This window comes from Rhodococcus sp. C-2 (assembly GCF_027854095.1).
Lineage (GTDB): Bacteria > Actinomycetota > Actinomycetes > Mycobacteriales > Mycobacteriaceae > Rhodococcus_F > Rhodococcus_F qingshengii.
In genome coordinates, this window is sequence record NZ_JAQGFI010000011.1 from 267166 (window position 1) to 289647 (window position 22482).

21 protein-coding genes are annotated in these 22482 nt (G+C 61.7%); 12 read left to right on the plus strand and 9 right to left on the minus strand.

Annotated features, from left to right (window positions below; all coding sequences use genetic code 11):
* The first annotated feature begins 9 nt into the window (after positions 1-9).
* The 3 genes from PCS43_RS23830 to PCS43_RS23840 all read left to right on the plus strand — a co-directional run bounded on the left by PCS43_RS23830 (position 10) and on the right by PCS43_RS23840 (position 4419).
* Positions 10-1419, plus strand: coding sequence for an ABC1 kinase family protein (locus tag PCS43_RS23830; protein ID WP_058226661.1), 1410 nt, complete (start codon positions 10-12; stop codon positions 1417-1419).
* A gap of 164 nt (positions 1420-1583) precedes the next feature.
* Positions 1584-3224 (plus strand): PucR family transcriptional regulator, encoded by a 1641-nt coding sequence (locus PCS43_RS23835; protein WP_030536470.1) that lies wholly within the window; start codon positions 1584-1586, stop codon positions 3222-3224.
* A gap of 79 nt (positions 3225-3303) precedes the next feature.
* Entirely contained in the window at positions 3304-4419 is a 1116-nt protein-coding gene (locus tag PCS43_RS23840) for an NDMA-dependent alcohol dehydrogenase (RefSeq protein WP_209910124.1), read from the plus strand.
* 58 nt (positions 4420-4477) lie between these two features.
* Here PCS43_RS23840 and PCS43_RS23845 read toward each other — a convergent pair whose 3' ends face one another.
* Complete coding sequence (locus PCS43_RS23845; protein WP_003940156.1) at positions 4478-5428, minus strand: alpha/beta hydrolase; 951 nt, start codon at positions 5426-5428, stop codon at positions 4478-4480.
* A 246-nt stretch (positions 5429-5674) separates the two neighbouring features.
* Positions 5675-6265, minus strand: a complete 591-nt coding sequence (locus tag PCS43_RS23850) for a GlcG/HbpS family heme-binding protein (protein WP_209910128.1) — start codon at positions 6263-6265, stop codon at positions 5675-5677.
* Positions 6266-6449: 184 nt separating this feature from the next.
* On the opposite strand from PCS43_RS23850, the gene PCS43_RS23855 reads away from it, so the two are divergent.
* On the plus strand, positions 6450-7619 hold the full coding sequence (locus PCS43_RS23855; RefSeq protein ID WP_058038292.1) for a sensor histidine kinase: 1170 nt from the start codon (positions 6450-6452) through the stop codon (positions 7617-7619).
* Positions 7616-8245, plus strand: coding sequence for a response regulator (locus PCS43_RS23860; protein WP_125052171.1), 630 nt, complete (start codon positions 7616-7618; stop codon positions 8243-8245). Before PCS43_RS23855 ends, PCS43_RS23860 begins: the two co-directional genes overlap by 4 nt.
* A 21-nt stretch (positions 8246-8266) precedes the next feature.
* On the opposite strand, the gene PCS43_RS23865 is transcribed toward PCS43_RS23860, so the two are convergent.
* The 6 genes from PCS43_RS23865 to catA form a co-directional block, all read right to left on the minus strand.
* A complete protein-coding gene (locus PCS43_RS23865) occupies positions 8267-8632 on the minus strand; it encodes a hypothetical protein (protein ID WP_065351503.1) in 366 nt (121 codons plus the stop codon).
* A gap of 17 nt (positions 8633-8649) precedes the next feature.
* Entirely contained in the window at positions 8650-10113 is a 1464-nt protein-coding gene (locus PCS43_RS23870) for a benzaldehyde dehydrogenase (RefSeq protein ID WP_209910131.1), read from the minus strand.
* Positions 10114-10267: 154 nt separating this feature from the next.
* On the minus strand, positions 10268-11215 hold the full coding sequence (locus tag PCS43_RS23875) for a helix-turn-helix domain-containing protein (protein WP_042447166.1): 948 nt from the start codon (positions 11213-11215) through the stop codon (positions 10268-10270).
* Positions 11216-11221: 6 nt separating this feature from the next.
* Positions 11222-11503: a muconolactone Delta-isomerase gene (gene catC, locus PCS43_RS23880; protein ID WP_209910134.1), complete on the minus strand. Its 282-nt coding sequence runs from the start codon at positions 11501-11503 to the stop codon at positions 11222-11224.
* Between the two features lie 13 nt (positions 11504-11516).
* Positions 11517-12638, minus strand: coding sequence for a muconate/chloromuconate family cycloisomerase (locus tag PCS43_RS23885; protein ID WP_209910138.1), 1122 nt, complete (start codon positions 12636-12638; stop codon positions 11517-11519).
* 29 nt (positions 12639-12667) lie between these two features.
* Positions 12668-13507, minus strand: a complete 840-nt coding sequence (gene catA, locus PCS43_RS23890) for a catechol 1,2-dioxygenase (RefSeq protein ID WP_003940427.1) — start codon at positions 13505-13507, stop codon at positions 12668-12670.
* A gap of 199 nt (positions 13508-13706) precedes the next feature.
* Here catA and PCS43_RS23895 point away from each other — a divergent pair, with 199 nt between their 5' ends.
* Positions 13707-14477, plus strand: a complete 771-nt coding sequence (locus PCS43_RS23895; protein WP_003939932.1) for an IclR family transcriptional regulator — start codon at positions 13707-13709, stop codon at positions 14475-14477.
* Here PCS43_RS23895 and PCS43_RS23900 read toward each other — a convergent pair.
* Positions 14474-15412, minus strand: coding sequence for an AraC family transcriptional regulator (locus PCS43_RS23900; RefSeq protein WP_209910141.1), 939 nt, complete (start codon positions 15410-15412; stop codon positions 14474-14476). The two genes, PCS43_RS23895 and PCS43_RS23900, sit on opposite strands and share 4 nt — an antisense overlap.
* Positions 15413-15685: 273 nt before the next feature.
* Between PCS43_RS23900 and PCS43_RS23905 the strand changes: the two genes are divergently transcribed.
* The 6 genes from PCS43_RS23905 to PCS43_RS23930 all read left to right on the plus strand — a co-directional run bounded on the left by PCS43_RS23905 (position 15686) and on the right by PCS43_RS23930 (position 22438).
* Complete coding sequence (locus tag PCS43_RS23905; RefSeq protein ID WP_007729773.1) at positions 15686-16255, plus strand: flavin reductase family protein; 570 nt, start codon at positions 15686-15688, stop codon at positions 16253-16255.
* An 11-nt stretch (positions 16256-16266) separates the two neighbouring features.
* Complete coding sequence (locus PCS43_RS23910) at positions 16267-17895, plus strand: 4-hydroxyphenylacetate 3-hydroxylase family protein (protein WP_003939685.1); 1629 nt, start codon at positions 16267-16269, stop codon at positions 17893-17895.
* A gap of 260 nt (positions 17896-18155) precedes the next feature.
* On the plus strand, positions 18156-19553 hold the full coding sequence (gene benA, locus PCS43_RS23915) for a benzoate 1,2-dioxygenase large subunit (RefSeq protein ID WP_099697110.1): 1398 nt from the start codon (positions 18156-18158) through the stop codon (positions 19551-19553).
* 11 nt (positions 19554-19564) lie between these two features.
* A complete protein-coding gene (gene benB / locus PCS43_RS23920) occupies positions 19565-20074 on the plus strand; it encodes a benzoate 1,2-dioxygenase small subunit (protein WP_003939939.1) in 510 nt (169 codons plus the stop codon).
* Between the two features lie 31 nt (positions 20075-20105).
* Complete coding sequence (gene benC, locus PCS43_RS23925) at positions 20106-21659, plus strand: benzoate 1,2-dioxygenase electron transfer component BenC (RefSeq protein WP_054827004.1); 1554 nt, start codon at positions 20106-20108, stop codon at positions 21657-21659.
* Complete coding sequence (locus PCS43_RS23930) at positions 21656-22438, plus strand: 1,6-dihydroxycyclohexa-2,4-diene-1-carboxylate dehydrogenase (RefSeq protein WP_007729779.1); 783 nt, start codon at positions 21656-21658, stop codon at positions 22436-22438. The genes benC and PCS43_RS23930 overlap by 4 nt, the downstream gene beginning before the upstream one ends.
* The last annotated feature ends 44 nt before the right edge of the window (positions 22439-22482 follow it).

The window sequence follows — 22482 nt, forward strand, 5'->3', positions numbered from 1 at the left end:
GGGAGAGCTGTGCTGGATCCAACGCGACCTGTCGGGCCGTACTCGTCAGGAGTGCCCGCCACTGCCCTCGAAGTCCACATGCCGGACCTCGAACGCTTCGGCCTCGCCCAGTTGTGGCGTTCCGCGATCATCGCCGTCGTGTTGTCGACGTCGATCATGCTGGCACTGATCGTGTGGCCTTTCCGCAAGCGTGGACGCACGTGGGCTGACGCTGCCTCCGACGGGATGGTCGACGGCTTCATCGCGCTGGGTCCCACCTTCGTCAAGCTCGGGCAACTGGTCGCGTCGTCGTCAGGCCTGTTCCCCGCCCCCGTCGCCAATGCATGCCTACGTTGCCTCGACGACGTTCCGTCATTTCCTGCCGAGCAGGCCAGAAGCGTCGTGCACGAAGACCTCGGATACCCCGTGGACGACCTGTTCGCGAAATTCGACGACGTACCTCTCGCGGCCGCATCGGTAGCGCAGGTACACGCGTGCGTTCTGCACGACGGCCGAGAGGCGGTCATCAAGATCCAGCGTCCGGACATCTATGCGCGGATGCTGATCGACCTGCGGGCGGCGTACTGGGGCGCGAACATCCTCGAGAAATTTGTCGAGTTCCTTCGAATTGCCAATGCCACCGCCATCATTCGCGATCTGCACAACGCCACGATGACGGAATTGAACAGCGCGGTCGAGGCCGACCGGCAAACCACTTTCCGGAACAACATCAGTGCGTTCGGCGACAACAAAGGAGTCACGACACCAGAGGTGTACTGGGACTACTGCGGCCCCCGAGTCATCTGCATGGAACGCATGCGAGGCGTTCCGCTCGATCGGTTCGTCGCCGGTCCGGACGGTATCGACGAAGCCCGCATGCTGATCCGACGCGGAGTGAAGGTCTGGCTCGAATCAGTCATCGTTCACGGTCCGTTTCACGGAGACGTACATGCCGGGAATCTGTGGGTCCTCGACGACGGCCGGATAGCGATGCTCGACTTCGGCATCGTCGGCGTCCTTCCCGAGACCTGGAGATCCATCCTTTCCGACATGTTCCGAGCGACCCTCATCGACGGTGATTTCGCCCGTGTCGCCCGCGGAATTCGATCCTTGGGATATGCAACCGACTACGAGGTCGACGACGATCAGCTCGGTATGCAGGTCGCAACGGCCCTGGCCCCGATTCTCGGCCGTGACCTGGGTGAACTCAAGCTCAGTGAATTGATCATGGCACTGATTCAGTTGGGCAAGCAGTGGGGCGTTGCGAGTCCCGAGGAATTGGTTCTTTTCGGTAAACAGCTCGGATACTTCGAACGATATGCGACGGCTTTGGCACCTGGTTGGGTGATCGGACAAGACCTTTATCTGTTCAAGAACGTTTTTCCAGAGGCAGTCGCCGAAAAGGTGCAGGAACTCGGCATCACCATGCCTGACGAATAAATTTGTCCCCTATTTCCTTATTCTGCATTTCGTCTGTCGGGGTTAGCCTGTAATGACCCACTGGCCGAGGAGCAAATGAGCAGCCACTTTCTGTAGCCCTCCCGCAAGCGTCGACAGGTCCGAGGAATAGCGGGCCGAGTGTCGGCACCACCCTCGGCGCCCTCATGCATTCCACGGACAAGTCCGTGATCGAGCTTCTGGAAAGCCCGGACGGACTCGATGTCGAAATCCGTTCGATCGCCCTCGTCGAGTCCTCCGATATCGACGGCACCGACAGCCGTGGTGCGATCTCCGACATTTACCTCCCCGTGGGGGTTCCCGAATCGACGTTGACGCAGTGGTTGCGAAAGTTCGAAGGCAGGCCGGCGAGGCGTCGTCCGAAGCTCTTGCTCGTCAAGAATGCGCGCGAGGCGACGACGCTTCTCACCGCCGCACGCAACATCGGAATCGCAGTGGCCGCGGTACATCCGCAGGCTAGTTCCGGACACGTCTATTCACTCGTACAACGACTTCTGACACAGAGCATGTACCGTTCGCGGGCCGTCTCAGGAGCTGTGGCCGGTGGCGATTCGGATCTGTTCGCGCTCTCGGAGACGATCGCCGAATTGACCGGCGGACTCGTGACGATCGACGACACGGCACTCCATGTCATCGCATATTCAGCTGCTCACGAAGGTGAAGACGAACTCCGTCAGCTCTCCATACTGGGCCGGGAGTGGCCGATCGAATACACCGAATGGATAGAGCGCAGAGGCGTGTTCGAGCATCTCAGGCGATCGGACGAGGTCATCAGTCTGCCCTCCGAGCCGAGCATCGGAGCCGCGCACAGGTTGGCTGTGAGCATCACCCGCCCGGACCTGTCAGCGCCGACGGGTTCTGTTGCACACCAACACAATCTCGGCAGCATCTGGGTGCAGCGCGCCTCTGAACCTCTTTCCGACGACGCCCAAGCGGTATTGCGGGGTGCAGCGGCAGTCGCCGCACGCATTCTCATGCGAACCTTGGACGCCTCCAGCCGCGAGAATGCCCAATTGCAAAGGCTGTTCGGCGTTCGCTCCGGCGGAGTCGACATGCACTCGCTGGCCGGCTCCTTCGGCATCAACACCGACGGACCGTCTGCGGTCATCGGATTTGCGACATCACTCGCGCCCGGATCGAATCTCGATCGAATCACCAACGCCTTGCGCCTGCGCGCCAGCGCATTCCGCAGCGACGCGGTCACAACGATCATCGACAACCGGATCTACGTGCTGTTTCCTCAGGCCGAACACGAGGTCGCGATCAGCGACTGGGCTTACGACACCGTGGGAGTAGTCGAGGCCCGTGCGGGCATCAGCGTGCGCGCCGCCGTCGCGGTCCCGATCGCGCGATTGCACGGCGTACCCGAGGCGCGTCGAGAAGTGGACCGCGTGCTCGATACCACCGATGATCACGAAACCTCGAAGGTCACCACACTCGCGGCGTCACGCACCGCGGTGTTGCTGGGCGAGATACTCGACCTCGTTGCTGATCACGAGCGATTGCGGGACCCTCGTATCGACAGACTCGTCTCCTACGACGACAAGAACACCTCTGACATGCAGTTCACGCTCACGGCCTACCTGACAGCTTTCGGGGATGTGAAGAAGGCCGCCTCGTCTCTGAAAGTACATCCGAACACGCTGCGCTACCGCATTCGGCGCGCTGAACAGATCATGGGCATTTCGTTGGACGAGCCGGATACGCGACTGCTCACCGAACTGCAACTCGCCATCTTGGGACGCACCCCGGACGAGTCTGAAAGATACGAAACGTCCGATCAGTGAGATAGGCCTCGAGCCCGTCCTGAACTCTCGAGTAGACAACTGAGGAAGCCGAAGAACAACTCTTACCTCAGGAGATACCTTGCGCACTCGTGGAGCCGTCATTCGCCAAGCACCAGGCACATACGAGGTGGTCGATCTCGAACTCGATTCACCCCGCAGCGGCGAACTCACTGTCAAAATGGTCGCCTCAGGCCTGTGCCACTCGGACGATCACATCGCCAGCGGCGACCACGGAGTCGGCCGCTACCCCATCTGCGGCGGACACGAAGGCGCCGGAATCGTCGTCGAGGTCGGGCCGAACACGGAAGGATGGTCCGAGGGCGATCATGTCGTGTTCTCGTTCCTCGCCGCCTGCGGCCGTTGCCGTTGGTGTGCAAGCGGAATCCAGAACCTCTGCGACAACGGCGCCGCCATCATGACTGGCAGCAGACCCGGCGAAACCTCGAGTTACAGAATGTCTCTCGACGGTCAGCCCGTCGCACAAACCTGCGGCCTGTCCACCTTCAGTGAATACACCACGGTCAGCACTCTCTCGGCTGTGAAAGTCGACAAGCACCTGCCACTCGACGCTTTGTGTCTGCTCGGCTGCGGCGTCGGAACCGGTTGGGGCGCCGCGGTCAACTCCGCTCAGGTGTATCCCGGGCAGACTGTCATCGTCATGGGCGTCGGCGGAATCGGAATCAACGCGGTGCAGGGCGCCTCGCATGCCGGCGCCGCCCACGTGATCGCGGTGGATCCGGTTGCGTTCAAGCGCGACAGTGCATTGAAGTTGGGCGCCACCCACGCCGTGGCCACCATGGAGGAAGCCACCGACCTAGCGCGCTCGTTCACCAACGGCCAGGGCGCGGATTCGGCCATCGTCACCGTCGGCGTGACCACCGGAGAACATGTCGCGCAGGCATTCTCGTCGATCCGCAAGGCAGGAACCTGCGTCGTCACCGGCCTCGGGAAGATGACGGACGTCGGAATTCCCGTGAGCCTGATGGAACTCACGCTGTACCAGAAGAGAATTCAGGGATCCCTGTTCGGTGCATCCAATCCCACCGCCGACATTCCCTGGATGATCGATCTCTACACCAGCGGCAAGCTCGAACTCGACGGACTGATCACCAACCGATACACCCTCGACCAGATCAACGACGGTTTCGCCGACATGCATGCCGGTCGCAACCTCCGTGGAATCATCGCCTTCTGAGCGAGTTCTCTCCGGACTATCGATCGAGAGCAAGTCCGGAGAGATCCTCACTACAGCTTCACCAGGCGTTCATGGTGTCGAGGATTTGTCCTCTGGCCATCCACAATTCAGCAGACCAATACGGCCACGAGTGAATTCCGGCGGGCGGAAAGCTGTACGTCGCTGGGATTCCCAAGGATTTCAGGCGAATTTCGAATGCACGCGCGTGCACCCACGAGAGCGCCTCGAGCCCCATACCCGTCGCCGTGTGGAAGTAATCGATCGGCGCAGAGGGATGATCGTACGGTCCCGGGATGCCGTTGGACGACGAAATGTACATCGACAGTCCGCGAAGCGATTCCGCGTTGACGAACGGGTCGTTGCGAAGCCACCCGGATGACCACGGCGGACCCCACATCGAATCGACGTTGTACCGGCCGGCGTCGAACATGGCTACGCGGATCGCTTCACGCATACCCGGACCCGAGATATTGATGTAGCCGGACAGCGAGCCCGCGAACTTGAACTGATCCCGATGATGCCCCGCCAGGTTCAACGCGGCACTGCCGCCCATCGACAACCCGATGATCGCATTGTTGGTTGGTGAAACGCCATACCCTGCAAGGAAGTCCGGAAGCTCGCGGGTGAGGAACGTTTCCCACCTGTACGTTATCGGCTGAGCGTTGAAATTGGACGGCGCGTACCAATCCGTGTAGAAACTCGACTCACCGCCGACCGGCATCACCAACGTGATGTTGTCATTGCGGTACTGATCGAGTGCGTTCGTTTCGAAACTCCAAGCATTTCTGTCGTTTTGCGCGCGAAGACCGTCGAGCAGGTACAACGCGGCGTTGCCACCGCGCGCGGCCCACTGCACCTGAACCTTGATGTTTCCCATCGAAGACGGGACCCACAACTCGTCGTACCCACCCCATGGCGCCGAGCGCGCCGGAGTAGCACTCGCAGCGGTCGGACCGAACATACCGCCGAGCAGGAATATCGACAACAACGCCGCTACGAGCACCCGCACCCGCCGTGTATTGCGTTCGGGCAACGTGAATCTGATTCTCTGCAAGGTTGTGTCTTTCCCCGAAACTGCGCATCAAGAAACTCGCTTCGGTAAGTGCATCGTCGGTTCCACTGTCGACGTGTTTGTCCCTTTCCGGGGGCTCCGGTGTTACAAAGTCGAGGTCATCGCAACAATCGGACAACTGTCGTGCCGAGCGAATCCAGGTGGCGAAAAGCACAATTCACGAAGCACGCTGAATGCGCTCACTCAGCCGAGTGACGAAGCGATCGCATCACGACCTGCGGCAGCACACGCTTGGTCCTGCATTCCGTCTGGAGCGCCACCGACACCGATACCGGCGATCGACCCGGCTCCAGCCTTCAATGTGACTCCACCTGCAAGGAAGAGAGTGCCGGGAAGGTCGGCGATGGTTGATCCTTCGCCTTTGGTACGCTGCGAGAGGTCACTGGTGTCGGCTCCGAAAGCTGCAGAGGTGTATGCCTTCTCGCGTGAGGCTTCCACCGTGTGCTGGGCTGCGTTGTCGCCGCGCACCATGGCGATGACATTTCCCGCACGGTCTACGACGGAGACGGTGACGAAGCCGAGACCGTCGGCGCGGCATTTCGCCAGGGCCGCACCAGCAGCCTTCACTGCTGCGTCGGCACTGAGTCGATTCTGAGTGACAATCGCCGAATCACCGGTCGCGTCAGGCTGCTGCGTGGCAGTAATCGACGTCGTGCTCGATGCGTTCGCCACCGGTGTGTCGGTGGTCGAGCATGCGGCGCTGGCAAGGATTGCGACAACCGGAACGGCGACAGCGAGCGTACGGGGAAGTCGTGTGTAAATGCGGTGGTTCATGTCGGGCACACTTTCAATCGAATGGTTCGAAACCGTCCACTACAGCGTCGCGTCCGGGGGCGGGTGCGCACATCGGGCGCTCGGGTGACGAACCGTGCCCCCTACGGCTACCCGGATATCATCCGAATGGTTGATACGACGGCCTGGTGCCCTCCGTAACATTCGAGGGATGAGTAACGGAGCCATGAACGCCGACGCCGAACGCGGCCTACGCGGCCCGTTGGCGTATGCGATCCACGCGTCGTTCTTCGTACTGCTGTCTACATCGGGAGTTCGGTACGTCACAGTCCACGGGACCAGCGGTCGGTTCGGGGTGGTACTCGTCCTGGCCGTGGTCCTCGCCCTGCTCTACGCCGTCATGGCCACGGTGTCCTCGCGAGATGTCGTTCGCCAACGGCTGTGGATGTGGCCGGTACTGAGCGCATGGGCAGCGCTGGTCTGGCTTGCCCCGAGTTTCGCGTGGTGTGCGTTTCCCGTTCTCTTCCTCTGCATTCGTCTGTATCCGAGCAAGATCGCCTACCCCCTCGTCGGGATCCTGGGCGTCCTCGCCGGTGTCGCGTTCTACCGGGTCACCGGTCGTGCCGAATTGGTGACACTTCTCGGGCCGCTGTGCACCGCGGCACTGGTCGCGGCCGCGTACGGGCAGATGGAACGAGATGCCCGAGAACGCCTTCGGCTTCTGCGTCAGGTAGCAGAAGCGCAATCTGCATTGGCAGATACCGAACGCGCTGCCGGCGTTGCCGCTGAGCGAGAGCGCCTCGCGCGCGAAATCCACGACACCGTTACCCAGGGACTGGCGAGCGCCCTTCTACGGCTCGAGGCAGCCGAACAAACGTGGAATACAACGGGTTCGCCGTCTCGAGCCGATGTCGATGCCGCAGCAGAGAACATCCGAACGAGCTTGATGCAGAGTCGCGACCTCGTCCACGATCTGGCGCCGACCAAGGGCGGTACGGGCGACTTCGACGCCTTGGTCGTGGCCGCCGCCCGCCAGTTCGTCCCGGCCGTTCGGATCCGCACCGTCGGTGAAGCCGTCATCTTGCCCTCGGACGTAGCTCATGCCGTCGTGCGAGTGGTCTCAAGCGCGTCCTCCAACATCGCCCGCCACGCTCGCGCCGAAACGGCGGGCGTGACGATCACGTATCTCGACCACTCCGTCTCCGTAGACATCTTCGACGACGGCGTCGGCTTCGATCCGGGAAAGCTCGCCGACCATTCTCGGTACGGTGGATACGGCCTGCGTGCGATGCGAAGCCGCGTCGCACAGCTCGGCGGATCGTTCACCGTGGAAAGTGCACCGGGAGACGGCACCGTCGTCGCGGCCCAGTTCCCTCTCGAACGGAGGATCCGGTGACCACCACCATTCGCGTGTTCCTCGTCGACGATCATCTGGTCGTGCGAGCCGGGCTGAGAGCGCTGCTGAACACTCAGCCGGACGTCGAAGTAGTCGGCGAAGCATCGTCCGGCGAGGAGGCGGCCACGGCGATACCGTCGGCCTCACCGGATCTGGTGATGATGGATCTGGACATGGGCACCGGCATGCACGGTGCAGAAGCGATCAAACGCCTGCGAAGCGACGGTGTCGATGTTCCCGTACTGGTTTTCACGACGTATGACACCGACGCCGACGTCGTGCGGGCCGTGGACGCCGGTGCCATCGGTTACCTACTCAAGGACTCGACTCCTGACGAGATCTTCGGCGCGGTGCGCGGCGCGCTCGCCGGGCGCAGCGTCCTCTCCCCCGCCGTGGCCTCTCGTCTCGTCCAGCAGATGCAGCGCCCGCAGGAAGCGCTCACCGCCCGTGAGTCCGAACTGCTCAGCCTGCTCGCCGAGGGGATGACCAACCGCGAGCTGGGTAAAGCGCTCTTCATCAGCGAAGCGACGGTGAAAACACACCTCGGGCACATCTACGCCAAACTCGGTGTCGATAACCGCTCTGCCGCAGTGTCCGTCGCACTCCGTCGCGACGGAATACGCTGACCTCGGTGGCAGCCGAACAGCTCAGCCGCCCATCGCCTTACGCACTCCGTCGATCAGTTCGAGGAATTCAGCCTTGGGAGCAAAGTCGACATACTCCGAGTCGTCGATCGCTCCGGGAACGTGACCGGGTGCCCAGTAGAACACGTCGCCGGCATCGTAGGTTTGCCGACCTGCTTCGGAATCTGTGTAGATCCTTCCTTTCAAGACGTATCCGTAGTGCGGACATTGACAGCGCCCGCCTTCCAATTGTGCGAACGGTTCGGCGAAGTCTGCACCAGCAGGAATTTTGACGAAGTTGACGATCATGTCGCCTTCTTCTCGCATCCGCAATTCGAATTCGCCGTCCTGCAACACGATGGGAAGATCGTGAGCCGAGATGGTGCGCATAGGAGTACCTTTCGACTTCAGAAGGGGAAGGTCTGCGCCGCTGGCCGGCTGGTTCGCCACTGCCAGGTGGTGAATTCGTCCCAACTGCTTTGAGTTCCGAATCTCGCGCCGTTTCCGGAGGCACCCGTGCCACCGAATGGTGCATAGGCATCGTTGTTCAAAGTCTGATCGTTGATGTGCACGATGCCGGTACGCAGTCGGTCCGCGATCCGCTCGCCGCGTTCAACCGATCCTGTTTGAATGGCAGCAACCAGACCGTATTCGCTGTCATTGGCCGACCTGACTGCCTCGTCTTCGTCCTTGACGATCACGACGGGCGCCACGGGCCCGAAGATTTCTTCACGGAACGCGGGCATGTCCGAGGTGACTCCGGCCAGGACGGTCGGCTGATAGAAGAGCCCTTCGTATGTTCCACCGGCGCGGATTTCGGCGCCGGCCGCCTTGGTGCCCTGGACGATTCGATCGACGTTCGCAATCTGCCGCGCGTTGATGAGCGGTCCGAGAGCGACGTCGCCTGTACTGGGATCCCCGACCGGCAGGACCGCTGCGCGCTTGGCCAGCAGGTCCAGGTACTGATCCGCGACCGATTCCAACACGATGTGGCGGCCTGCGGTCATGCAGACCTGCCCCTGATGCAGGAACGAACCCCACGCGCCCGCCGAGCTCGCGGCATCCAGGTCTGCGTCGTCGAGGACGATCAGCGCATTGTTCCCACCCAGTTCCAGCGAGACACGCTTGAGCGTGCGACCGGCAGTTGCCCCGACCTGACGGCCGACGGCGGTCGAACCCGTGAAGGACACCATCGCGATGCTCGGGCTCTCGCACAATGCCTGACCAGGTTCCGCGTCACCGGCGAGCACATGCAGGAGGCCTTCGGGAAGACCTGCGGACGTGAACAATTCCGCGATGACCGCACCCCCGCTGATCGCGGTTTGAACATCCGGCTTGAGAACGACGCCATTTCCGAGCGCCAAGGCGGGGGCGACAGCGCGCATGGCGAGGAGAAGCGGGAAATTCCACGGGCTGATCACGCCGACCACACCCAGGGGCACCCGGCGACCGATGCTCGTGCGCCCCTCCTGGCTGGCGGGCAGAAGGTGCCCGAACGGCTGTGTCGGCAGTGCCGAGGCTTCCCACAGTTCAGAGATGACAAGATCAACTTCGAATGCGGCTTTCCCTGGTACGGAACCACCTTCACGGATCAACCAGCGCTCCACCTCGGCTCGCTCGGCTTCCAAAATCTGCGCTGCCTTACGGATCACCGAAGCGCGAGCCTGCCCGATCGTCGCCGCCCACGCCGGCTGCGCGGCCGACGCGATGTGTGCCGCTCGATCGATATCCGCAGCAGACGCCGTGCCGATCACACCGAGCACCTCGCCGGTAGCCGGTTCGAGCGACTCGACGGTGTCACCGCCTCCGTCGATCCATTGGCCGTCGAAAATCTTTCCGTGCCATTGCTGATGAGCGAGCAGATTCGTCATGCGTTCCTCGATTCGTAGCTTTCGCTGCGGTCCTCGCTGTTCGTGGACCTGAGCTCTTCGCGAGCCTGAAAAAGCGATCTGAAACACACTCTGCCCCGGTATTCGGGCTCCCAGTTGTCGTGATCGGACACGTTTGTTGTTCGGATGCGACAGATCAGTGACGTTCGCGGGCGTTCGGATCAGGCGAGTTACGTACTTCCGACGGCGCCGCACCGAATTCCGCTTTGAACGCACGCGAAAACGCTGGTGCGTCATGGAAACACCATCGTGCGGCCAGGATGGAGATCGAATGACCCCGCAGTGAGACGTCGGTGAGATCGCGGCGTACGCGGATCAACCGTTCGCGGCGAATCAGCGCACTGAGGGTCAGATCCCCGTCACCGAAGTGACGCTGAACGGTTCGCGGCGACAGGTGCAACGCACCGGCGATCGACGCGACCGAGAGGTCTGGTGAGTCGAGATTCCGAAGCGCATATCGCAAGATCTCCTCTCGCGTCGAACGTCCGGGTGTCGCGGGCGCAGATCCTTGCATCAGAACTGCCGAAGCGAGATTGACTCCAGCATCTCCGAGAAGCCCGGCTGCGCTGCCGTCGACCTGGGATGCAACAGCGCCCGAGATGAAATTTTCCAGCAATGCACCGGACCCACGCCGACCGTCGTGGGTGCGCTCGAGCGCGCAATTCAGTTCTCGCTCGGTCAGACTCACCGCACTGCGCGGTAGGGTCATGACGGTGCACGACCAGTGACCGTCGAAACGCAGCGCGTACGAATGCTCGACGTCGTAGAGAATCATCGCGCCGGGCGGGGCCGTCAACTCGCGGTCCGATTGGCGCAGTATCGCGCTCCCGGTTCGGACCGTGCAGATCTTGAGCAGATCACTACCGTGTCGCTTTGCTGCGCGTGCGCTCCGCCGCAGTATCTGCGGTGAACCGGAGATGTCGAAAGCGCCTACGTCCCCGAGACTTACGCCGCTGACCGTACCGACAGGCGCGGCATCGACGGAACTCTCGGGGCACAGGCCACCGAAGGTCTCCGACATCTCGCAGTGCCACTGCTGCACAGATTCCGGCAGGCTCGCAGGCGTGGCAGACACGGCAGACATGGCGGGCTACTTGATCGAAGATCCGTGCTGCGTCAACGGCATGACCTCGATGGTCATGTACGGGAACAGGGGCAGGTTCCAGAGAATCTCATGGAGTTCGTCAGCCGACTCGACATCGAAGATGCTGATGTTGCTGAACTGTCCCACAATTCGCCACAGATGCACCCACTTTCCCTGTTGCTGAAGGTCTTGCGAGTACGCCTTCTCCGTTGCGACGGTATCGGCGCGTACTTCCGGATCCAGGTCGCGCGGAATATCGACGTCCATCCGAACGTGAAAGAGTGCCATGTTCTTCTATCCTCTAGTTCCTGGTCCAGGTCTTGACGGCGTCCATGTTCAGTTCGACTCCCAGGCCAGGTCCGGCGGGGAGGTGCAACTGACCCTCGGAATACTTCAGGGGTTCCTGAAGCAACTCTTCACTGAAGAGCAGTGGGCCGAAAAGCTCTGTTCCGAAGTTGATTCCAGGCTCGGCGCACGCGAAGTGCAACGAAGCGGCGGTGCCGATCGGGCCTTCGATGGACGTCGCACCGTGGCACGCGATACCGGCGGCCTTGGCAATTGCGACGATGTCGCGGCTGCGCTGGAGGCCACCACATTTGGTGGTCTTGAGGGCGATGACATCGGCGGCGCTCCGGCGGGCGATTTCCAGAGCGTCGTGTGGGGTCTGCACACTCTCGTCGGCCATGATCGGAATCGGTAGAAGCCTACTGAGTTCGGCGAGGACCTCGATTTGGTCTGCCGGAGTGGGTTGTTCGATCAGTTCGACTCCACCCTCGGCGAGTTGTGGCAAGTACCGCAGGGCAGTGAAGCGATCCCACCGTGCGTTGACGTCGACACGGACTCCGGCGTGGCCGTCCAGCGCCTGCGCGATGTTGACGATGCGCGCGACGTCGACTGCTGGATCGAGTGCTCCCATCTTGAGTTTGAAGCTGAAATTGAGCCGGGATTCGAGCTTTTCGTGAGCTTCCTCGATGATCTCGTCCGCCGGCGCAGCACCCAGTGCCCACGTGACGTCGACACTCTCGCGGAAAGCCCCGCCGAGGAGCGTGTGCACGGGGACTCCCAGGCTACGCGCCCAGGCGTCGTGCAACGCCACGTCGACGGCGGCCTTCGCGAATCGTGCATTGGCAACAACTTTTTCGATGTCGGCCATGATCGCGGTGATGTGATCCACGCGCCTGCCGACCACCACGGGAGCGATGTACTTCTCGATGATGACCTGCATCGTCTCCACCGATTCGCCGCCCCACCACGGCCCGCCCGGAACGACACCTTCGCCGTATCCGATCACTCCGTAGGAGGTGCGAATCGCGACCAGCAACAACGGCTGCGCCGTCATCGACGTGGTGGCGAATTTGTGGGGGCGAACCAGAGGAACGTCGAGGATGGTCGTCTCGATGGAGACGATCGACAGGTCTGTCATCAAATCACTTTCTATTGAGCAGTTGTGGATCAGGCCGGATCGAGCACGAAGTCGTATGTGACCCGGTTGGTTCCGTCAGCACCCGGCTTCGGATCGAGAATCAGTTCGGGCTTCGTCGCCGTTGCCACGTCGTTCTCGATCCACTCTCCATCCTTGAAATAGAGCTGGGTGGTGATCGTTCGCTTACCGGGAGCCTTCACCATGAGGTGCAGGTGAGCCGGACGCCACGGGTGCCAGCCGGCCTTCTCGATGAACCAGCCGGTGGGGCCGTCGGTCGGGATCTGGTACGGCGCAGGCTGAATCGTGGTGATCTCGAAGCGTCCCTCGTCGTCGGCGACGATCGTTCCGCGGAGGTTGCCGTCGGGGATGTGCGGCGCGAAATGGGAGTAGTAGCCCTCGTCGTCCGCGTGCCAGAGTTCGACGGTTGCACCGCCCAACCCCTTGCCGTCGAGATCGCGAACCTGGCCCTCGAAGACCAGCTTCGATCCAACCTCGTTGTCACGCATCGGAAGTTCACACTTGGCAGGCAACGTCTTGGCATCGGCAACGTAGTACGGGCCCTCGATGCTTCCCTTGGTGCCGTGCTGGCCGCGGTACGCGACCTCCTCGACGTTGTGCTCGAGGAAGACGTCCAGCCACAGGGGCCACTCGCCGAACTGGCCGATGTCGATGAGCCACTGCTTGAGGACGCGGTACTCGGGGTAGGTGATGCCGTGCTTGTCGATGACGCCTGCGAGTGCCTCGAGCACGTCCTTGGCGATGGCCGAGACGCGTTCGGGCGGGGTGTCCGCGCTGACTCGTTCCTGGAGGAACTTGTCGGTGGCGGCAGTACCCGAACCTACTGCGGTGGGGCTCTCGGAAGTGGTCATGTGGTCCTCCTCGGGGCCGTATGTGGCTGTTACCGGGTGGGTGCCGTACTGCTGGGCTGCGTCGGCTCCCCAAGTTTGGGTTGTACGCTCTGCGTACATTTGTTACGCTGTGCGTACGCTTGTACTGTGCGCCCAGTCACAAGGTTTGTCAACCTTCGAAGGCGCCGATCGGGCATACCCGCAGATGAAAGGCCATTCCGTGAGCGAGAACGATCGCGATTACATCCAGAGCATCGAGCGTGGATTTGCTGTGCTCACGGCCTTCGACGAGAAGAACCCCAACCCGTCGCTCGCCGATCTTGCCGCCGAAACGGGTCTCTCCCGCCCAGCGGTCCGGCGCATCCTCCTCACGCTGCAGAAGCTCGGATACGTCACCGGCAACAACAGTCGGTGGTCGCTCACCCCACGCGTTCTGAGCATCGGGCAGCACTTCTCGGCATCACATGCCTTGACGGAGGCGGCGCTCCCTCGTCTGTTGGAGATCGCAGAACACACCCACGAGTCGGCGTCGCTCGGGGTGCTCGACGGTGTCGACGTGGTCTACGCCGCGCGTGTACCCGTCCGGCGGATCATGAGCATCAACGTCAGCGTCGGCACCAGAGTGCCTGCATATGCCACCTCCATGGGTCGAGCCCTGCTAGCTTGGGCGCCAACCGAAATCGTCGACAACGTCATCGCGAACTCCACGTTCGACGCCCTCACGCCCACCACGATCACCGACGAAGGCGCATTCCATACCGCCCTCCGGGTGGTGCGCGAGCAGGGTTACGCACTCACGTCCGAGGAACTGGAAGACGGCCTGATTTCCCTCGCTGCTCCCGTCCGCGACGCCGGTGGAAGCGTCGTCGGAGTGACAGCGTGTTCGACCTCGGCCGGACGAACATCCCCGGAAGCTTTCCGCGCCGACGTCGCGCCGTTCCTCGTCGAGAAGGCGAATCAACTCAGCGCGGACATGGGGTACCGAAGCTAGCGCCTCAACATCTCGGAAGGCAGCAATCCGTACTTACGCCGAAAGGACGACGCGAACCGTCCGGTGTGCGTGAAACCCCATCTCACAGCGACATCGGTGACCGTCGTCGAGTCGTCGGCATCCACCAGATCTGCATGGACCCGCGCGAGACGGATGTCGAGCAGGCATTCCGACGGACTCCGGCCCACGTACTGCCGAAATCCCTCCTGCAATCTCCGTACGCTGACGCCCGCCACCTCCGCCATCTCGGCTGCGGTCCACACGCGGGCCGGGTCGTCGTGCATCTCGTCGAGCACCCGCTTGACGATACGTGGCCTGGCGTGTCGCACCGCGTCCTCGCTTTCGGGCATTGCGGCAAGGACGAATGCCGTGACCACGGCGCCGGAGAGCTGACCTGCCACCAGGTCGTTGTGCAGCACGCCGACCGGGCCGAGTATCTGATCCGACAGTGAGCGAACAAATTTCAGCCATCTGGCTCCGTCGTCGCCCCGAAGATCCACCTGATCAGGCAAGTGCATTCCGGGTCGACCGAGAACCTTTTCCATCTCACGGTCGAGGTACTGACGGTCCATCCGGACTCCGACGATCTCGCAGTCCGCACTCCACCGCGTAATTCTTGTCGTGATGTCGGGTGGACATACCGTCGCAACACCCTGCGTCGAGAGCACGTGCGAGCCCGCGAACACCGACTCGAGCTCGCCCGAGAGCGGGATGTTCACCCCATAGGCACCGGGATGATCGGATTCGACGGCGACGTCTGCTCCCCACCGAATATGAGCGATCCTCAGCGGTCCCAACTCGGTGGTGCACACCCCGACTCCACTGGCCGCATGCCGAGACAACGGCGTCAGCGTGTGCGGAAAGTAGGCGTCCGAAACCGCATGACACGCCTCGTCCCAGTCGCGGGGAGCAGTACCGATCATGGAGTCGACCATCGTCCTTCTTCACCTTCCAAACCCGTGACCAGCCACATTGCCGAGCAAGGGCGCTGAACATCATTGAACACTGTGTCCCCGGTCACTTCCAAGAGAAAACGGGTACGGGCCGCGATCGGGTGCGCAATCCGGATAGCCACCGCGCTGTACGGATCGACCGAAGCCTGCGCCCGCCGTACGTTCGTCTTCACTCCCGGCGCGAGTCGCCCACTACTTCCCTCCCGCACTTCGCGGCACTCTCACTCAACCGCCATCCGACAAGGAGGTCCGGTCATGGAACAAAATCAGCTTCGAGGAATCTTCGGTCAATTCGCGAGCGGCGTCACCGTCATCACCTGTACCAATGCCGACGGTCAACCACACGGAGCCACGGTCACCGCATTCACGGCCATTTCCCTGGAACCACGGCTGTGCCAGATCACGATGACTCGCAAGTCCAAGGCGTGCGGCTACCTCGGCAACGCGCCGTTTGCGGTCAACATCCTTGCCTCCGACCAAGTGGACACGGCCATGCATTTTGCCGGCCGACCGCAGCGCACCGAACCGAGGTGGATCGACGGACCGACCGCTCCCCTGCTCGACGGCGCCGCAGCAACCATCTCGTGCGTCCCGTGGAGGGAGTACGACGGCGGTGACCACATCATCTTCATCGGCGAGATCGTCGACGCTCAGTCGAGTGGCAAGGATCCGCTTCTGTTCTACCGAAGCACTTTTCACGATCTAGGCGCTACCTCGTCGACCACAGTCTGGAACGGAAGTCAGGACGACCCCCACAGCGGCTGGTTCGACGCCACCACTTCGTTCACCCCGATTCATCTTCAGCCCGCACCCCAAACGATCTGAAAGGCTTTGCCATGACGACCACCGAAATTCCTCCCACCGGCGTCGATCCCGCAGATTCCGGAGCGCCACAGGTCAATCCGGCCGCCGACTGCGAAGCCAACCGTACGAAGAACTTCGCCACCCGACCGATGACCGGTGACGAGTACATCTCGAGCCTGCAGGACGGCCGCGAGATCTGGCTTCACGGTGATCGCGTCAAGGACGTCACGACGCACCCCGCGTTCCGGAATCCGATCCGCATGACCGCGAGGCTGTACGACGCTCTGCATACGGGCGAGCACGTGGACGCCTTGACCGTTCCGACGGACACGGGCAACGGCGGTGTCACCATGCCGTTCTTCCGCACTCCGACGTCGTCGGCCGATCTGCTCAAGGAACGCGATGCCATAGCGACGTGGGCTCGTATGACCTACGGCTGGATGGGCCGTTCCCCCGACTACAAGGCGAGTTTCCTGGGCACCCTCCACGCCAACAAGGAGTTGTACGCACCGTTCCAGGACAACGCCGAACGCTGGTACCGCGAATCGCAGGAGAAAGTTCTGTACTGGAACCACGCGATCATCAATCCCCCGGTGGATCGCCAACTTCCACCGGACGAGGTCGGTGACGTCTTCATGAAGGTGGAGAAGGAAACCGACGCAGGTTTGATCGTCAGCGGCGCCAAAGTGGTCGCCACCGGATCGGCGATCACGAACTACAACTTCATCGCTCACTACGGTCTGCCGATCAAGAAGAAGCAGTTCGCCCTGATCTGCACGGTACCGATGGACGCGCCGGGTGTGAAGCTGATCTGCCGCACCTCGTACACCGAACATGCTGCGGTGATGGGCAGTCCGTTCGATTATCCGCTGTCGAGTCGCATGGACGAGAACGACACCATCTTCGTCTTCGACAAGGTGTTGGTTCCGTGGGAAAACGTCTTCATGTACGGCGACGTCGACCGGATCAACGCATTCTTCCCTCAATCAGGCTTCCTGCCGCGCTTCACCTTTCAGGGCTGCACTCGCCTGGCCGTCAAGCTCGACTTCATCGCCGGACTGTTGATGAAGGCACTCGAAGCCACCGGCGCCGGCGGCTTCCGCGGAGTCCAGACCCGTGTCGGTGAGGTGATCGGGTGGCGAAACCTCTTCTGGTCGTTGACCGAATCGATGGCACGCGATCCCGAACAGTGGGTCGGCGATTCGGTGATCCCGAAGCTCGAGTACGGCCTCACCTATCGAATGTTCATGATCCAGGGGTACCCGCGGATCAAGGAGATCATCGAACAGGACGTCGCGTCGGGCTTGATCTACCTGCCTTCGAGTTCACTCGACTTCAAGAGCCCGGACGTGCGTCCGTACCTCGACAAGTACGTTCGCGGTTCCGACGGCATCACCGCCGTCGACCGCGTGAAAGTCATGAAGGCGCTGTGGGATTCGATCGGGACCGAGTTCGGCGGCCGACACGAACTCTACGAGCGCAACTACTCCGGCAATCACGAGAACGTCAAAGCCGAACTGCTGTTCGCAGCCCAGAATCGTGGACACGCAAGTTCCATGAAGGGACTGGCCGAGCAGTGCTTGAGTGAATACGACCTCGACGGCTGGACGGTCCCTGACCTCATCGGCAACGACGACGTCTCGTTCTTCAAGAACCGGTAATCCCCTCGGCAGGTAGGGCGGACTCGCGATGTCGAGTCCGCCCTGCTCGTCGTCTTCAGCAGGCATGGCCCATCAGCAGAATTCGACGAACACTGCACCCTTGGTCAGGACTAGGCAATTGCCTAGTGTGACCCGAGACACACGATGTCAAGGTGAATTCAGTACCGGACGCAGCCCCGTCCGGAAAGCGGGTCCCACCGATTTGGTCCGACAGCCCTCGGCTTTCTCGGTAGGCGCCCACTCTTATCTGGAGGACACCCATGACGGATATGTTGGATGCTGCCCGCGGCACCGACCAGTTCGCGAACATCCGCGCCGTCCTCGACGACGCGCTCGTCGAGGACCCGGAGACCGGCCGCTACCAGGTGCGGCGCAGCGTCTTCACGGACGAGCAACTGTTCGAACTCGAGATGACGCACATCTTCGAAGGCAATTGGATCTACCTCGCGCACGAGAGCCAGATCCCGAACGTCGGCGACTACTTCACCACCTACATGGGCCGTCAGCCCATCGTGATCACCCGCAACAAGGACGGCGAATTGGGTGCGCTGATCAACGCATGCAGCCACCGCGGTGCGATGCTCTGTCGCCGTAAGACCGACAACCGAACCACCTTCACCTGCCCGTTCCACGGCTGGACCTTCAACAACAGCGGAAAACTCCTCAAGGCAAAGGACGCTCGCACCGGTGGCTATCCGGAGCAGTTCAACCAAGACGGCTCACACGACCTGACCAGGGTGGCGCGGTTCGAGAACTATCGCGGCTTCCTCTTCGGCAGCCTCAACCCCGACGTGCTGCCACTCGAAGAGCACCTCGGTGACACCACGAAGGTCATCGACATGATCGTCGATCAGTCACCTGACGGACTCGAAGTTCTGCGCGGTGCTTCCACCTACACCTACGACGGCAACTGGAAGTTGCAGACCGAGAACGGTGCCGACGGCTACCACGTGTCTTCGACGCACTGGAACTACGCCGCTACCACCGCTCGCCGCACCGCCGGTGAATCGTCCAACGAGACCAAAGCCATGGACGCCGGCACCTGGGGGAAGCAGGGCGGTGGGTACTTCTCGTACGACTACGGCCACCTCCTGCTCTGGATGTGGTGGGGCAATCCCGAGGACCGTCCCCTGTTCGAACGCAAGGCGGAGCTGGAAGCTCAGTTCGGTTCCAAGAAGGCCGAATTCATGGTCGGTGCGTCGAGAAACCTCTGCCTGTATCCGAACGTCTACCTCATGGATCAGTTCAGCAGCCAGATCCGGCACTTCCGTCCGATCTCCGTGGACCAGACCGAAGTCACCATCTACTGCATCGCGCCCAAGGGAGAGAGCGCCGAAGCGCGCAGCAACCGCATCCGTCAGTACGAGGACTTCTTCAATGCCAGCGGTATGGCCACCCCGGACGATCTCGAAGAGTTCCGTTCCTGCCAGAAGACCTACCAGGCAACCGGCGCCCCGTGGAACGACCTCAGCCGTGGCGTCACACACCAGATTCCCGGTCCGAACGACGTCGCGAAGGATCTCGGCATGAATCGTGTGCTCTCGAGCGGAGCCAAGACCGAGGACGAAGGCTTGTATCCCATTCAGCACGGATACTGGCGCGACGCCATGCTTGCGGCCGTAGATGCCGAGCAAGCCGCTTCCAACCGGACCATCTGAGGACGATCACCATGACTGTCACCACCACCAATGCCGTCGCCCTCGAAACAGTGCAGCAGTTTCTCTACCGTGAGGCTCGCTATCTGGACGATCGCGAGTTCGAGAAGTGGATCGAGTGCTACCACCCCGATTCCGAGTACTGGATGCCCGCATGGGCGGACGACGGCGAGCTGACCACGGACCCGGCCGCAGAGATCTCCCTGATCTACTACCCGAATCGCGGCGGTATCGAGGACCGCGTGTTCCGAATCAGGACTGACCGTTCCAGCGCGACAAGCCTTCCCGAGCCCCGCACCGGTCACAACATCACCAACGTGGAAGTGATCGAAGAACGCGGCTTCGTCGTCGACGTCCGCTTCAATTGGTTCACGCTGTACTTCCGCTACAACACAGTCGACACCTACTTCGGCACCTCGCACTACACGATCGACTTCTCGGGCGAGCAGCCGTTGATCATGAAGAAGAAGGTAGTCCTCAAGAACGACTACATCCATCACGTGGTCGACATCTACCACTTCTGACACGACTTCCCTTCGAATCGAGCTGTTTCCCATGAGCATTCAAGCTGCGCCGACCTTTCAAGTAGCCCTGAGTTTCGAAGACGGCATCACCCGCTTCGTCGAATGCAACACCGACGAGACCGTCGCGGACGCGTCGTACCGCGCACGAATCAACATTCCGCTCGACTGCCGCGACGGAGCATGTGGCACCTGCAAATCACTCTGTGAATCAGGTACTTTCGATGCCGGCGACTACATCGAGGAGGCCCTGACGGACGACGAGGCCGAGCAGGGATACTGCCTTCCGTGCCAGATGGTGCCGGAATCTGATCTCGTGCTGCAGATTCCCACCACGTCGGCGGTCGCCAAGACCACTGCCGGTTCGTACACGTCCACCATCACCGAGATCATTCGCCATTCGGATTCCACGGTGGGTTTCACCGTCGCAGTCGACAACCGCGCAGATCTGGTCTTCCTCCCCGGTCAGTACGTGAACATCCTCGTTCCCGGAACCGAAGCGACGCGGTCGTACTCGTTCAGCTCCGGCCCTGAGGTCGAGTCGGCGTCGTTCCTGGTCAAGATCACCCCGGGTGGTCTGATGTCCGAGTATCTCAGTCAGCGCGCGCAGGTAGGCGACACTCTCGAATTGACCGGACCGATGGGTAGCTTCTTCCTCCGGTCAGGTCAACGGAGAGCCCTACTGCTTGCCGGCGGAACTGGCTTGGCCCCGCTGCTCTCCATACTGGAGAAGATGCGTACCGAAAGCTCCACTCGGCCCGTCCATCTGGTCTACGGCGTCAGCTCCGACACCGATCTCGTCGAACTCGACAAACTGCACGACTACGCGGAGTCTCTACCCCAGTTCACCTTCGACTACTGCGTATCCGATCCCGACAGCACAGCACCGAACAAGGGCTATGTCACGGGCTTGATCGAGCCCGATCACCTCGACGACGGCAACGTAGACGTCTACCTGTGCGGCCCGCCGCCGATGGTCGAAGCCGTACGTCTGCACTTCAAGGACGTATCGATCACACCCACGAACTTCTACTTCGAAAAGTTCAACAATGCGGCAGCACCGGCTGATTCACCGGCAGCCTCGGCCGAAGAATCAGCTGCCGGCCCGTACGAGATCGGTGAAGAACATCTGCCGGTCGCGGAGTCGGACGCACAGTTCGACGCTCGGATGGCACTCGAACTCGGAGCAATGGAACTCACGATCGGCCGCCTCACTCCAGCACAGTTGACGGAGTACCGCATTCTGGCGGAGAACTCGGCTGCTTCCATCGACCGCGATCACTTCACGGACGCAGCGGCATTCACCGAAACCAATGCCCTGTTCCACGACTTCCTCTTCCGCTGCACCGGAAACGAAGTGCTGCTGCAGGCATACCACCGTCTCGAGGTCACACAACTGATGAACCGAGTGCTCCGCACCGCCGATTGGGTGGACGAACATGTCGCGGAGGATCACTCACGTATCGTGAGTGCATTCGAGCAGAATGATCGCGCCGCGGCCCGTGATCTGATCGTCCAGCACAGCGAACACGCCAAGTCGACGATGCACCGCGCCATCACTGACGCTCGGGAAAGTGTGGCGTCGTGAGCACGAGATTCTTCGCCGGCCGGTTCGACGACCGGGTCGTGGTCGTCACCGGAGCGGCTCAGGGGATCGGGCGCAGCGTTGCCGAAAGAGTTTCCGCAGAAGGTGGTTCCGTCGCGCTTGTGGATCGAGCTGAACTGGTTCACGACATCGCGACACCGCTGGAGCGTTCCCATTCGGTGACCGCGGACCTCGAGACGTTCGAAGGTGCCCAGAATGCAATAGATTCCGCATTGGAGCGCTTCGGACGCATCGACGTCCTGATCAACAACGTCGGTGGGACCATCTGGGCCAAACCCTACGAGCACTACACGCCGCAGCAGATACAAGCCGAGGTCACACGATCACTGTTCCCCACGCTCTGGACGTGTCGCGCCGTACTGCCTCATCTGATCGAGCAGGCGAGCGGCACCATCGTCAACGTCTCCTCCGTCGCCACCCGCGGTGTCAACCGTGTTCCTTACGCGGCGGCCAAGGGCGGGGTCAGCGCGATCACCGCTGCACTGGCGATGGAAGTCGCACAGTACGGAATACGCGTCGTGGCAACCGCTCCCGGCGGAACCGAGGCGCCACCACGCGTCGTGGCACGCGGGCCGGGTGCCGAGACCGACGAGGAGAAGGCCTGGTACCAGCAGATCGTCGACCAGACCGTCGACTCGTCGCTACTCAAGCGTTACGGCACCCTGGACGAACAGGCTGCTGCTATCACTTTCCTTGCCTCCGAAGAGGCTTCGTATGTCACCGGAACGGTTCTGCCCGTCGCCGGTGGCGACCTCGGCTGAATCCAGCCTCCCCCGATTCCTGATCTCTCGAACGGAGATTCGCC

Excerpts from the sequence above, each read along its gene's own strand:
- PCS43_RS23835 (WP_030536470.1), top strand. The coding sequence starts at position 1,584 with ATGCATTCCACGGACAAGTCCGTGATCGAGCTTCTGGAAAGCCCGGAC.
- PCS43_RS23850 (WP_209910128.1), bottom strand. The coding sequence starts at position 6,265 with ATGAACCACCGCATTTACACACGACTTCCCCGTACGCTCGCTGTCGCC.
- PCS43_RS23855 (WP_058038292.1), top strand. The coding sequence starts at position 6,450 with ATGAACGCCGACGCCGAACGCGGCCTACGCGGCCCGTTGGCGTATGCG.
- PCS43_RS23865 (WP_065351503.1), bottom strand. The coding sequence starts at position 8,632 with ATGCGCACCATCTCGGCTCACGATCTTCCCATCGTGTTGCAGGACGGC.
- PCS43_RS23870 (WP_209910131.1), bottom strand. The coding sequence starts at position 10,113 with ATGACGAATCTGCTCGCTCATCAGCAATGGCACGGAAAGATTTTCGAC.
- PCS43_RS23875 (WP_042447166.1), bottom strand. The coding sequence starts at position 11,215 with ATGTCTGCCGTGTCTGCCACGCCTGCGAGCCTGCCGGAATCTGTGCAG.
- catC (WP_209910134.1), bottom strand. The coding sequence starts at position 11,503 with ATGGCACTCTTTCACGTTCGGATGGACGTCGATATTCCGCGCGACCTG.
- PCS43_RS23885 (WP_209910138.1), bottom strand. The coding sequence starts at position 12,638 with ATGACAGACCTGTCGATCGTCTCCATCGAGACGACCATCCTCGACGTT.
- catA (WP_003940427.1), bottom strand. The coding sequence starts at position 13,507 with ATGACCACTTCCGAGAGCCCCACCGCAGTAGGTTCGGGTACTGCCGCC.
- PCS43_RS23900 (WP_209910141.1), bottom strand. The coding sequence starts at position 15,412 with ATGGTCGACTCCATGATCGGTACTGCTCCCCGCGACTGGGACGAGGCG.
- PCS43_RS23905 (WP_007729773.1), top strand. The coding sequence starts at position 15,686 with ATGGAACAAAATCAGCTTCGAGGAATCTTCGGTCAATTCGCGAGCGGC.
- PCS43_RS23910 (WP_003939685.1), top strand. The coding sequence starts at position 16,267 with ATGACGACCACCGAAATTCCTCCCACCGGCGTCGATCCCGCAGATTCC.
- benA (WP_099697110.1), top strand. The coding sequence starts at position 18,156 with ATGACGGATATGTTGGATGCTGCCCGCGGCACCGACCAGTTCGCGAAC.
- benB (WP_003939939.1), top strand. The coding sequence starts at position 19,565 with ATGACTGTCACCACCACCAATGCCGTCGCCCTCGAAACAGTGCAGCAG.
- benC (WP_054827004.1), top strand. The coding sequence starts at position 20,106 with ATGAGCATTCAAGCTGCGCCGACCTTTCAAGTAGCCCTGAGTTTCGAA.